9 protein-coding genes are annotated in these 12878 nt (G+C 40.5%); 3 read left to right on the forward strand and 6 right to left on the reverse strand.

Translation table 11 applies throughout. The features are described from left to right. Positions 1–983 precede the first annotated feature (983 nt). Entirely contained in the window at positions 984–2213 is a 1230-nt protein-coding gene (locus IQ230_RS11730) for a glycoside hydrolase family 10 protein (RefSeq protein WP_193932174.1), read from the forward strand. Between the two features lie 144 nt (positions 2214–2357). Here IQ230_RS11730 and IQ230_RS11735 read toward each other — a convergent pair whose 3' ends face one another. After that, positions 2358–3836 (reverse strand): site-2 protease family protein, encoded by a 1479-nt coding sequence (locus IQ230_RS11735; RefSeq protein ID WP_193932175.1) that lies wholly within the window; start codon positions 3834–3836, stop codon positions 2358–2360. A 1176-nt stretch (positions 3837–5012) separates the two neighbouring features. Here IQ230_RS11735 and IQ230_RS11740 point away from each other — a divergent pair. After that, positions 5013–6317 carry an ABC transporter substrate-binding protein gene (locus tag IQ230_RS11740; RefSeq protein ID WP_193932176.1) on the forward strand — a complete coding sequence of 435 codons (1305 nt, stop codon included), beginning with the start codon at positions 5013–5015 and terminating at the stop codon, positions 6315–6317. 38 nt (positions 6318–6355) lie between these two features. Here IQ230_RS11740 and IQ230_RS11745 read toward each other — a convergent pair whose 3' ends face one another. The 5 genes from IQ230_RS11745 to IQ230_RS11765 form a co-directional block, all read right to left on the reverse strand. After that, positions 6356–7594, reverse strand: a complete 1239-nt coding sequence (locus IQ230_RS11745) for a Zn-dependent hydrolase (RefSeq protein ID WP_193932177.1) — start codon at positions 7592–7594, stop codon at positions 6356–6358. Positions 7595–7639: 45 nt separating this feature from the next. After that, on the reverse strand, positions 7640–8452 hold the full coding sequence (locus IQ230_RS11750) for an ABC transporter permease (RefSeq protein ID WP_193932178.1): 813 nt from the start codon (positions 8450–8452) through the stop codon (positions 7640–7642). Positions 8453–8457: 5 nt separating this feature from the next. Further along, positions 8458–9312, reverse strand: a complete 855-nt coding sequence (locus tag IQ230_RS11755) for an ABC transporter permease (protein WP_193932179.1) — start codon at positions 9310–9312, stop codon at positions 8458–8460. A 129-nt stretch (positions 9313–9441) separates the two neighbouring features. Further along, positions 9442–10614, reverse strand: coding sequence for an ABC transporter ATP-binding protein (locus tag IQ230_RS11760; protein ID WP_193932180.1), 1173 nt, complete (start codon positions 10612–10614; stop codon positions 9442–9444). A gap of 250 nt (positions 10615–10864) precedes the next feature. Further along, on the reverse strand, positions 10865–11818 hold the full coding sequence (locus IQ230_RS11765) for a DMT family transporter (protein WP_193932181.1): 954 nt from the start codon (positions 11816–11818) through the stop codon (positions 10865–10867). A 321-nt stretch (positions 11819–12139) separates the two neighbouring features. On the opposite strand from IQ230_RS11765, the gene IQ230_RS11770 reads away from it, so the two are divergent. Further along, a complete protein-coding gene (locus IQ230_RS11770; protein ID WP_193932182.1) occupies positions 12140–12850 on the forward strand; it encodes a GntR family transcriptional regulator in 711 nt (236 codons plus the stop codon). Positions 12851–12878 lie beyond the last annotated feature (28 nt).

The following is a 12878-nucleotide window of genomic DNA, read 5'->3' on the forward strand; positions in this document are numbered from 1 at the left end:
ACAAAACTCGCTTCCGTTCTGTACAAATAGCGGCATTTGCCCAGAAAAGCCTGCTATATTTTTCTTTTTTCAAAGTTGTTTCTTGATCGTGAGAAATAAATTCCCTTGTATATCTAACATCTGTGGTTCTCATAGTACTTTTTTGATTGACTCTGCTTCAAAATTAAGTTTGATGAGAAAAACTTAATTTTAAAAACTATATGAACTTCTCAGCACCAGTGTAGATATTTATGCAGCCAGTTTCAAAGCACTATTTAAAGTTTTGATGAAGTTGCGTTTAAAGATTTTATGAAGGCAAGATAATACTTTTCTTAAAGAAAAGTCTCTGATTAATATCTTGTAACGGAAAAACTCGATTGCGATTACAAGACTATCTTACCTAATTTTGTTAAAAGTAAGTTAAAAAAAAACAAATTTTAAAAGATTTGCTCTGGATTAGTGTATAGAGAGTTACTTTTAAGTAGTACTATTATCAAAGCAGTAGTAAGCAAGCAGCAATAACTTGTGCTCAACACACCGGTTAGCTTTAAAGAGTTGAGTAGTAGTTTTCACTCATTTAATTTTGAGTAAGAGAATAAAAGTAGAAGGTGCAGGGCTTGTAGCTAATGACAGACTTATTTATCGCTGTTAATTCATTTGGTTTTTGCTCTATAACTGTGACAGCTACAATGAAAATGCTAAAAACTCGCAATTTATGAAGAAAGATAAAGATTGTAAAAAACTGTAGATAAATTAACTTAAGTAAAGCTAGGTAAATAAGGTACTCAGTACTGTCGCCAGAGATTCTCCAACTCAGCTACACGCAGTTATCTTTAACTGCGCTTGGGTATGTATTTTTTAGAACTCAACCCTTGTCTACTTCAGGCATTAAAGACAATAGGCTTGTCATTTTCATGTGTAGTCACAAACCCTAACTTGAAAGCGAGTAGCAGCAATGAATCAAGTGTGACTCATGATGCTTATCTACTGATATCAATTGAAAAATGTTTAAGTTGTACCATCGATCGCAATATTTATGTGTCTTACTGTGTATTGTGAGCTTGACCGCTACTTTAATACTTACTCCTACATTCCATCAAAAGACTATTGCTAGCACTCGCACTCATTCTGCGGCTGAGTTACGAGGTGTCTGGTTAACAAATATAGATAGTGATGTTTTATTTGAGAGCGATCGCCTCAAAAACGCAATTGAGCGTCTGCATCAACTTAATTTCAATACAATCTATCCTACTGTGTGGAATTGGGGCTACACACTTTATCCTAGTCGAGTTGCCCAACGTGTCATTGGGCGATCGCTCGATCCTACACCAGGGCTACAAAGACGCGATGTTTTAAATGAAATCGTGCAACAAGCGCATCAAAAAGGGATGGCAGCGATTCCTTGGTTTGAGTTTGGCTTTATGGCGCCGGCTGATTCATTTCTTGCCCAACGCCATCCGCAATGGCTGACGAGTCGCCGCGACGGCAGTAGAAATTGGCAAGAGGGAACTCACGAACGTGTATGGTTAAATCCCTTCCGCCCAGATGTACAACAGTTTATTTCGGACTTAATTGTCGAAATTGTTGGTAATTACGATGTAGATGGTATTCAATTTGACGATCACTTTGGTTTACCGTCAGAGTTTGGCTACGATGCTTACACTGTAGCTCTCTACCAAAAAGAACACCAAGGTCAAAGCCCTCCCAGCGATCCCCAAGATGCAGAGTGGGTTCGTTGGCGCGCTGACAAAATTACAAACTACATGCAACGAGTCTTTCATACCATCAAGGCTAGGAAGCAGAAGTGCTTAATTTCTGTATCCCCAAATCCGCAACGAGTTTCTTATGACTTATTTCTAGCAGACTGGGAAAAATGGGAACGCAAAGGATTCATTGAAGAACTTATCTTACAGGTATATCGTAACGATATTAATGTTTTTATTAGTGAACTACAGTACCCAGAAGTCGTTGCTGCGCAACGACACATCCCAGTTAGTGTGGGAATTTTAAGTGGGCTGAAAAATCGTCATGTTCCCATCAAGCAGGTTCAAGAGCAAGTTGCACAAGTGCGCCGACGCAAATTTGCCGGAGTTTCCTTCTTCTTTTATGAAACTTTGTGGAATCTTTCTCAGGAAAAATCAAGCGATCGCCAATCTGTCTTCCAAAGACTTTTCTCAGCCGCAACACCGCGACCAAATATTTACAAGGGGCGAGGGGTGAGGAGTGAGGGGTGAGTGGCTATTGGGAACGTTGTAGAGTGGGAGTGTTGTAGAGATTGAGAGATTTGATTACTTTACTATTGTTCTCTCTTACCCAACTACCCCCCTACTCAACCACCCAACTACCCTACTACTTGCCTACCCTCTGCTCTTCTTCCCTCAACCACCGATCCCCAGGCGTCCTGCTAAAGCGGGAGTAAGAGGTAAAAGTGTAGCAACCATTAAAAATAAAGCCAATAGCCCTAAAGCTGCACGGGCGTCGTCGGGTTCACTCAGTTCATTTTGGCTGGGGCGTTCTAAGTCGCGTTGTAAGAAAACAATGACAACTGCCCAGTACAAAGCTAGGGGATTAGCAAAAGAGGCGATCGCCAGTACAATTAGTGTTGCGATCGTCGTGCGTCCAGCAGTTTTACGTCCATAAATTGCTTGCACAATTCGACCACCATCGAGTTGTCCTGCTGGCATTAGGTTTAACGCTGTAATGACCAACCCTAACCAACCAATAACGGTTAGTGGGTGAACTGCGACGACATTTTGTTGCAGTGCCGAACCTAAAATGACACGAGCAATTGTGCCTACTAAAATCGACCCTTGAAAAAACTCGGTCGGCACTTGAAATAAACTTTCGGGACGAGACAGGATCAAACCAAGAATTAATAAAGTAAACGATAAAATTCCACCAAAGGCAGGTCCAGCAAAAGCAACATCAAACAATATTTTCCGGTTAGGTAAGATTGACTGAAATCGAGTAATTGCACCGAAAGCACCAATTTGCAGAGTTGGGAGAAAAAATGGTGGACTTAGCCGCACTTGATAACGCTGTGCGAGTAACCGATGTCCGAGTTCGTGTATTAGTAAAACTGCTAAGATACCTGCTGCAATCGGTAATGGTTCTTGAAATCGCTGGATATTTGTCAAGAAATCAAAGCCTAGTAAAATGCCTCCAGCTTCCAGACAGGTTGCGATCGTAGCGATGAGTAAGACAACTGCTAAAATTGTTTGCGCTATGTTAGTAGGCTGGGGATCGTTGCGGCTAGGAAGAACAATGACAACAGGTCTACCATCAAGGTTCTCAACTAAAAATAAACGATAGCGATCGCCTAATTGCTGGTGTAGATTACTGCTTAATTTCTGAAAAACAGCTTCTGGTTCTCCCCGAAGATTACCTTTAAAGATAATTCCTTCTTGGTAAGGAATGGTTTCTGTCGCAAAAAAAGTATCGATCCCAAAAATACTACGTATTGCTCCCAAGTCTTCTTCAGCAATTGAAACTGCCTCAGGTTGTAGTTGTGGTGGAATATTTGATGCTTGATCGTCTTGAGTTGCATTAGCAAGGCGTTCACTTGCCCGCGATCGCAAGATGGCATCTTGACCAGCTGCTCTCAATTGCCTTCCCAAAAAAATATATACCACGGCTGAAGCAACTAACAAAAACAAGATCCCGACAATATTGATATAAATTCCAGTAGCAAATAAACCAAAAAATAACAGCCAAGGAGCCATTAACACTACTGACTGTAACCAAGCTATGACTCCTAGTTTGCCGTAAGGTCTAGCGCGATAAAAGCCCCAGCCTAATATGGTGAAAGCTGCTAATACAATCAGCCCGACTATAGAAGTTTCGGATGTTATGGACATTTTCTCCACCTTCGCTTCAACCTGCGATCAGCTCTAGACAGCTAGCTGTTGCCGATACTCTTAATAATTTACAGGACTTCCTTGCTTAGGAGTGAAGAGCTAGTAGTTGATCTCGATAGGTCATGTCGGTAAGTGCCTGTGGCTATTTGATTGAAAGCGTTTACCAGATTTCAATTTTGGTTCACTGCACAAGGCGAAATTGAGTGAACGAATCGCCATCGCATTCTTTAACTAGCAGCAGTGCAGTAATTGTCAAATGAGGAAAATCAGACATTGAGGCATTAAGTTTGTTATCTGCTATGACAGTGCATAACGTTTTGTTGCAAAATTAGTCACCAGAGGAAGGGTTCTCTGTATTCTGGATCGTTGGTACTGAAAAATTATGCTTTTTTCAGGTGTGTTATCAAAAAGCTGTTTTTCAGAGGTAACAATGTCATTAAGAGTAGTTATAGAAAGCAATATTGAAATGAAACTTCGTACTATCTGCTTGAGGATGCATTTTTAAGTTCTGACAATTGAAGTGTGCAGTGTAATAAGCTTAGAAATTGTTTAACGAACTTGAGAGCCAAACCTACATAAGATTAAATATTACGTAATGTAATGCTCATCTATCTTTTTAACTTGTGCTGGAATATTTCCATCATCATATAGATACTATGGGCGATCGCTACTTCTATCAAAAAAGATAATGACATCCAGCTCGCAAGTATTGCTACTTCAGTTACAAGTTGTCAAAGCACTTTATCCGTAGCACTTAGGTATAGTTCAAACACAAGCATTATGCAAGAATTGGGCAAACAATTTAGTCATTTGCCTGCAAATTGTTAATTGGCGGTTATTTCTAGAGTATGGCATTCAAATGTATATATATATACAGTTATTTGAAATAGAATAATTTTAGATAATATTTACCTGAACTCAAATTATCAAGGGTAAAAATGAACGTAAGTTAATGGGTTGATGATGAATGGTGAATTGCTATTAACTATGAACCAACCTAAATGTAATAGATAATTCTGCCCAGCTACGCATTGGTTATTTTTTAAAATTAAGAAAATCTTTAGATCAAACAATGTTAATTAGTTTGGCAAAGCTTCTTAGAATTAGCTTGTCATTGGTTTATATAAATTATTGTCATTAATAAAATTTTTCAGATAGCTTGCAATATCAACAACAATGAGTAAGATATCTCGGCGTCAAGTGCTTAGAACTGGGTTGGCTGCTGGTGCAATGCTAACTGCAACCCAGTGTGGTGGTAATAATACTAGTCAGCAGCCCACAACAGGACCAACAATTATTACAAATCAAATCAAAGATGTAACTTTACGCTTGATTGGAACAGGTGTTTCTCAAATTAATGAAATTCGAGCGCAAGCTGAGAAAGATTTAGGGTTTAAGCTTAGTATGCGTGCTCTAAGTACTGAGGAAAACAATCAAATTGCAATTACTCAGCCAAAGCAATATGACATTTTCGATGGAGAATATTTCAGTTTACCCTTAGTTATTCCTTCAGGGAACTTACAGCCAATTGACGTTAAGAGAGTTCCAGAATTTGACAAGTTAGTACCCATCTTTACGACTGGAGATTTATATCCAAACGCGCCTGTAAATACTTCACAAGGAACTGCACCGCGTAACGTGATGTTTGTAACAGGTCAAGATTCAACAGAATTTGCCAACCAACCCACAGAATTTGCTACACTTATTCCTTTCCAGTACAACGCTGATACATTAGGTTATCGCCCCGATCTTGTAGATGACAAAATTGTGTCTTGGGGACAACTTTTTGATCCCAAATACAAGGGAAGAACAGCACTTTTAGATATTCCCTCAATTGGCATTATGGATGCTGCAATGGTCGTGGAAGCCCAAGGGATCATGCAGTTTGGTGATAAAGGCAATATGACTCGCGAAGAACTTGATCGCATTACAGCAATTTTAATTGAACAAAAACGAGCAGGACAATTTCGCGCCTTTTGGAAGACTTTTGACGAATCAGTTAACTTAATGTCTGCTGGAGAAGTTGTTTTACAATCGATGTGGTCGCCAGCTGTGACTGCTGTTAAAGCTAGAGGTTTAGAGTGTGTTTATGCTCCACTCAAAGAAGGATATCGTGGTTGGGGTGGTGGTATTGGACTATCGCGTAATCTTTCAGGCATTGAACTTGATGCTGCTTACGAATACATTAACTGGATGTTAGACGGCTGGGTAGGTGGTTTTTTGGGAAGACAAGGTTATTACAGCGCGATCCCTGAAAATGCCCGCAAGCACATGTCAGCAGCAGAGTGGAATTTCTGGTATGAAGGTCAGCCAGCTTCTGAAGATATTATCGATCCTTTTGGCAAGAAAATTGAGTCACAAGGCGCAGTACGTGATGGCGGTTCCTTTAACGATCGCATGGGTAATGTTGTCTGTTGGAACTCGGTCATGGACGAACAAACTTACTTAGTACAGAAATGGAATGAGTTTGTCGCAGCATAATTTATAGTATTGGCAGGCGAGACGCCTGCGCCTACAATTTAATAAATTTCATCTAGTTTTAAGAAAGTCTGTAATAGCACATTTGCACCTTGAGTACACTGTTCTGGGGAAGTATACTCATCTTCAGCATGACTAATACCAGCAAGACTTGGCACAAAAATCATTCCCATATCCGCAAACCGACCAATTTCTTGGGCGTCGTGTCCAGCGCGACTCGGCAAATAAGTATAACTTAAGCCTGATTGCTGACAAACTTGGGCGATCGCTTCTTGAATATTCGGTGCAGCTAATGTCGGTAATACATGCAGCATTTGCGTCATTTCTATTTCAGTCTGAGTTGCAGCAGCAATGTCTCCCAGCTGATTTTTGATCTGCGCCACCATATCTTCTAGATGAGTCTGAGACATATCACGCAAGTCAATTTTCAAATCTACTTTTGCTGGGACAATATTTGCCGCATTGGGAGAAACGCAAAAATAACCTACTGTCGCTACCTGTTCTCCTGGTGTTTCTGTCGCTAACTTATTAACAGCCAAGATAATTTGCGATGCAGCTACCAAAGCATCTTTACGCATATTCATTGGGGTAGTTCCTGCATGATTAGGACGCCCCGTAACAGTGACATGGTGGCGATACTGTCCCACAATGCCAATTACAACTCCGACTTCATCCCCAGTACTTTCTAAAACACCACCTTGTTCGACGTGTAATTCTACAAAAGCAGCAATATCACCAGGCTGGCGCTTTGCGGTTGCCAGTTGCGACCAATCACCACCAATTTGCGCTAAACACGTTTCAATTGGCGTACCATCGTTGCGACGGTAGCACTTGGGATCGAGAACCGCAGTACCCGCCATTGCTTTACAGCCAAGAACGCTATTTTCTTCATCGGTAAAAACCATCACTTCAATCGGATGTTGCAGACGAATATTATTTTCTTGCAAGACGTGGACAACTTCGATTCCTGCCAAAACTCCGAGAACACCATCAAATTTACCTGCTACCGGAACAGTATCAATGTGCGAACCTGTAGCTAGCGCCCCTGCACCTTCTTTTCTTCCTGCATAAGTACCAATAATATTTCCTGCTGCATCAACTCGCACCCTCATTCCCGCTTCAACCATCCATGATTGTACAAGTTGTCGTGCTAATAAATCTTCTGGAGTGAACGCGACGCGACTCACACCGCCTCCTGGTAATTTGCCAATTTCTGCTAACTGCGCAATATTTCGATTCAAGCGATCGCCATTTACCACAGGTATCAATGCAACAGTCATAAAATCCTCTTGATTACGTTGTACTTTGTTGAACGAGTTGTATTACTAACCCTCTTGACGATGGGAAAGAAGTTGGAATGCTGCGACTGCAACTCCAATAAGTAAAAAAGAAAACGCTGTTGTCAGTGTTCCCAATGCATACAACGCTGGTGTTGTCACATTAGTTGTCATGCCAAAAATTTCTAGAGGTAACGTATTGTTTTCCCCAGAAATCAAAGATGTGCGGGTGAATTCATCGTAAGAAAGCGTGAAACCAAATAGACCTACACCAATCAAACTAGGAGCAATTAAGGGTAACAAAATTTGCCAAAATGTCTGAGAATCATTTGCACCTAAGTCGCGCGATGCTTCTTCATAAGAAGGATTAAATCGATTAAATACGCCCACCATAATCAAAAAAGCAAAAGGTAGCGTCCATGTCAAATGCCCTGCTAATGCCGAAGAATACCACTGATTGTCTATGCCCAGTAAACTAAATACAATTCCAATTCCCAAAGACACAAGAATACTTGGGACAATCAAGCTAGAAATTGTTAAATAAAATATTAAATTCGATCCCCAAAATTTGCTCCGAAATGCCATGCCAGCTAAAACACTCAAAGCAACAGTAATCGCCATTACTAATAAACCTAACAAAAAAGAACGCTGAAATGCACTAACAAAATCACCAACCCGTTGCTGTTGAAAAACTTCTCCCAACCAGTAAAAACTAAATCCCCGCATAGGAAAAGTTAACTGTCCTTCTGGTCCTTGTAGTGATAAAAGAAAAATTGCTGAAAAAGGTCCATATAAAAACAAAACAAATAATCCAAAAAAAGCAGCTAATAAATAAAAAGAAAGAGGTCGTTTTTTACTCATTTAATCTAAAGTTCTTTACGAATATCAACTGCGCGTAAGATTCCAAAAACAAGTAGTAGAGTCACTAAAAGTAAAATGACTGCATTTGCTGCAGCCATAGGATATTGCAAACTTCCAATCTGAGTCCGAATTAAATATCCAACAGAAGATGATTGCCCGCCACTCATTAATCTAACAGTTGCAAATTCACCCATAACAAGCGTCACAATAAAAATTGAACCGATCGCAATTCCTGGTACTGCTAAAGGTAAAATAATTTCTTTTTGAATTTGCCATCCTGAAGCACCTGCATCTTCAGCCGCTGCCACTAAAGCGCGATCAATACGCATCATACTGTTAAAGATAGGAGCAATCATAAATAAACTATAGAGATGCACCATTGCTAAAACAACAGCAAAGTCAGAAAACAAAAACATTTCTATCGGCTGATTAGTAACACCAAGTGCCATGAGTGTTTGATTCAGCACTCCTTCACGACCTAAAAATGGAATCCAAGAAATCATCCGAATGATATTAGATGTTAAAAAAGGAATTGTGCAGATTAAAAATAAAACAATTTGCCAGCGCAAACTCGTGACATGAAAGGCTAAAAAGTAGGCAATAGGATAAGCGATCGCTAGTGTTATTAACCAGACAATTGCTACAAATTTAAATGTATTGATGTAAGTTGCTAAATAAACTGGAGAAGAAAAAATAGCAGCATAATTATCCCAGGTGAATGCTGGAGACATCGAGTAACCAGTGAACTCCCAGAAACTCACCATTAAAATTGCAGCAATTGGAATTACTAAAAATAAGAAAAAAACTAAAGTTTGAGGTGCAACTAATAGATAAGGCTGTATATTTTTCCAGTTCTTCATATAAAATTTAATATTTAAAGTGGTAGAAAAAACGTTACATCAATCCTCTAAAATTCAGTATATGTAAGCAAGAGAAAATCATCAACTACGCCCTTCGTCATCCCAGAGCGGATTTTTGATTATACTCATTTAATGAGCTAGAAAAATACAGTCATCTGCTGACCAACGCAGTATTATAAGTTGACCTTCTTGTAAGGAACTGTTATGCCAATCATCAGTGCGAACTTTATAAAGCAGTTCTTGTCCTGTCTTTTCTGCCATCAAGGAAACTCGCGTGACATATCCAGTTAGTTCAACCGCAGTAATTCGTACTGAAATATGATTTTGCTTGGTAGATGGTATCGAAGTTGCTGCTGAGTAAGGCTCTAATTCAACCAAGTCAGCCCGAATGGAACACGCCGCTTCATTTCCTATCACAGCCCCGTATCCGCGACAAAAAAGCGAACCAATTCCTTTTACATCTAACTCAATCAAGTCGCTATTTGTATCAGCAATACAATTGATTACTTTGCCTGTAAAAATATTTTGATCGCCCATAAATTTAGCGACAAACTGCGAAGCCGGAGTACGAAAAACTTCAGCAGGAGTGGCAACTTGTTCGATATGACCGTGGTTCATGACAACAATTTGATCGGATAGTGCAAACGCTTCGTCTACTCCGTGCGTTACCTGAATGAATGTCATACCAAACTGTTTTTGAATTTTGCGCAATTCTCCGCGCATCCTCAGTCGTAGAGTTTCATCCAACGCGCTTAAGGGTTCATCGAGAAGTAAGACTTTGGGACGCGTTACTAATGCCCTTGCTAGTGCGACTCGCTGCTGTTGTCCGCCACTCAATTGCACCGGTTTGCGTTCAGCAAGATGACTTAAACCGATAAGTTCTAACATTTCTCCTACACGGGTACGGCGATCGCTTTGCGGAATCTTACGCATCTTTAAGCCAAAGTCCACATTTTGCCAAACGGTTTTATGCGGAAACAGTGCATAATTTTGAAACATCATCGCAGTGTCGCGCTTGGCTGGCGGTAAGTTATTGACGTGGCGATCGCCTATGAGGACATCCCCACTGGTCACATCTTCGTGTCCTGCAATCATCCGTAGTGTTGTTGTTTTCCCACAACCACTTGGTCCTAACAAGCAGCAATAATCTCCCGCAGGAATATCTAAGTTCAAATTCTCTACCGCAACAAACGAGCCATACTTTTTGCTGACTGAGCGTAAACTGACTCCCTGTGCTGTCAAACCCAAGTCGCAAACCGCATTAGTTTTTCCTACGCTGTTGATTTTAGTTCCAATGTTCATAGCACATTTCCTGCAAAATGCGGATAAAAAATTTTATACGATTTGTTAGCAATAAATTGTTAGTTACTGACAGTTGACTAATGCTGATGCAAGATTTTTATTAATTGTATTCTGTATACATTAAAGGCAGGCTTGAAAAAAGTTGTTATTAAACATACAAATAATTTCATCCTGTTGTCTTCAAAGGAAGGGCAGGCAAAATGCCTACCCCCACAAAAAGTTAAAAAATATCGCAGCGCAATAGGATTAATTATTCTGGCAGTACTTGATCGCTACGTGCTGATATTGCTAAGTAAACCCCTGCTAAAACTACGGCAAACGCGCACCAATTAGCTATACTCAAATTTTCAGCAAAAAACACGATCGCCAACACTGCCGCAATGACCGGAATTGTTAACATCGAAACAGCAACAAATCCAGAGGAAAATCTTGCCAAGCTATACGTGAGTGAACCTTGACCGATGACTTGGCAAACGATCGCCAAGGAGATAACGCAAAACCAACCACTCCAAGACGAAGGAAACAATGGCTCTTGAGTCAGTAAAACAACGGGCAATACACCCAAACTACCAATTAAACACGTCCATTGCATAATCACTGGCGTAGCAAATTTAAGGCGGAGTTGCTCTAAACTCAAAAGACACACTGCGGCTAACATCGCCGCGCCTAACGCCGCACTATCTCCAACCACATTACTATCCGCACTCTGAAAATCTTCAATGCCAATTGCGATCGCGCCACAAACTGCAATAGCCATCCCTAGCACAAATCTACCTGAGAATCTTTGACCAAGTACTACCCAAGCTCCTAATGTTGTAAAGATTGGCATCATATTATTAAGTAATGTGGAATTAGCAACACTTGTTTGTGTTAACGACCACGCCCACAGTGTTAGTGAAGCGGCAAAACTCGTTCCGGCAATTGTTAGTAAACTGCGATCGCGCCAGGTGTAAATAAGCAATGAGACAGGAATTTGCGTGCGTATTTGACTGACAAACCTGACTCCATTCCATCCCGCAAATGCGATCGCTGCCATACCTAAGCGATTCAAAGTTGTCGCATTCGAGCCAATTTCTTGCTGAGCAACGACAGTTAAAATTGAAGCAAACGCAATTCCGAGTAGAGCAATGCCCAATGCGATCGCTGCAAGTCCATTTGTGATAAGTTCTTGATTTGTATTGCCACCAAGTCGGAACTGCTCCATAGTGGGATCGCCATCATCGGAATCATCGGCTTAATATACACTGCTCGGTAGCCTCAAAAATGTATATAAATAGACTCTGTGGCAAGAATATGATACCCGTAGTGCTTTCTTAAATTAGCCACAAAAGAGCGAAGAAATGAAATGTCATATCTGCTATGACTAGGTTTTAGGTCTTTTCTTATGTAGTATTTATGAAAGAAGATATTTACTGTACTCTGTATACAGTTGCCGAATCATAAATTCAATTTTTTTGACGAAACCTTCTCTACTTAAGATAATTAGCGGTTGTAGCTTATCCTGTAAATAATAAGGAGTCATACTTTGCCCCTGTCACCGCGATCGCTCCAGCGTAATCAATCACTACAGGAGCAAACTTATCAAGCACTACGTACGGCTATCCTATCGGGCGAACTAACCCCAGGACAGCGGTTAGTCGAAACTCATCTTGCCAAAAAGTTACAGGTGAGTAGAACTCCAATTCGGGAAGCACTGCGGCAACTGCAACGCGAGGAATTAGTTGTCGTTGAGCCAAATAATATTTTACGTGTTGCTACTATTTCTATGAGCGATGCCGTACAGTTGTATGATTGCCGACTAGCACTTGAGCAATTATCCGTAGCAGAAGCCTGTGAAAATGCGACCGAAGCTCAAATCCAAAACTTAAACATGATGGTAATGCAAGCTGAAAAGCTCATAAATAGTAGACCATCTCAACTAACTAACTTTCAACTTCTCGATCTAGACTACCGTTTTCACCGTTTACTTGCCGAGAGTTCGGGAAACTTGTGGCTGCGATCGCTTTTGGATCAAGTTTTTGATAAAATGATGCTCCTGAGGATTCATACGATTCAAAATAATCGCGACGTGTTAGAAATTCGGACTGAGCATCGCCGGATTTATGAAGCAGTGCAAGCAAGGAATAGTGATGCAGCAACTCAAGCGATTAAAGCTCATCTTGTTGCGAGTAAAGAGCGAGTTGTGCGAGAAATGAAGAATTTGCAACAAACTCGTGGCATTGTTCAAGAAGGTTGATAAAATTTTAGGCTTTGGATTAATTAGG

It is taken from the genome of Gloeocapsopsis crepidinum LEGE 06123, assembly GCF_015207655.1.
Classification (GTDB): Bacteria; Cyanobacteriota; Cyanobacteriia; order Cyanobacteriales; family Chroococcidiopsidaceae; genus Gloeocapsopsis; species Gloeocapsopsis crepidinum.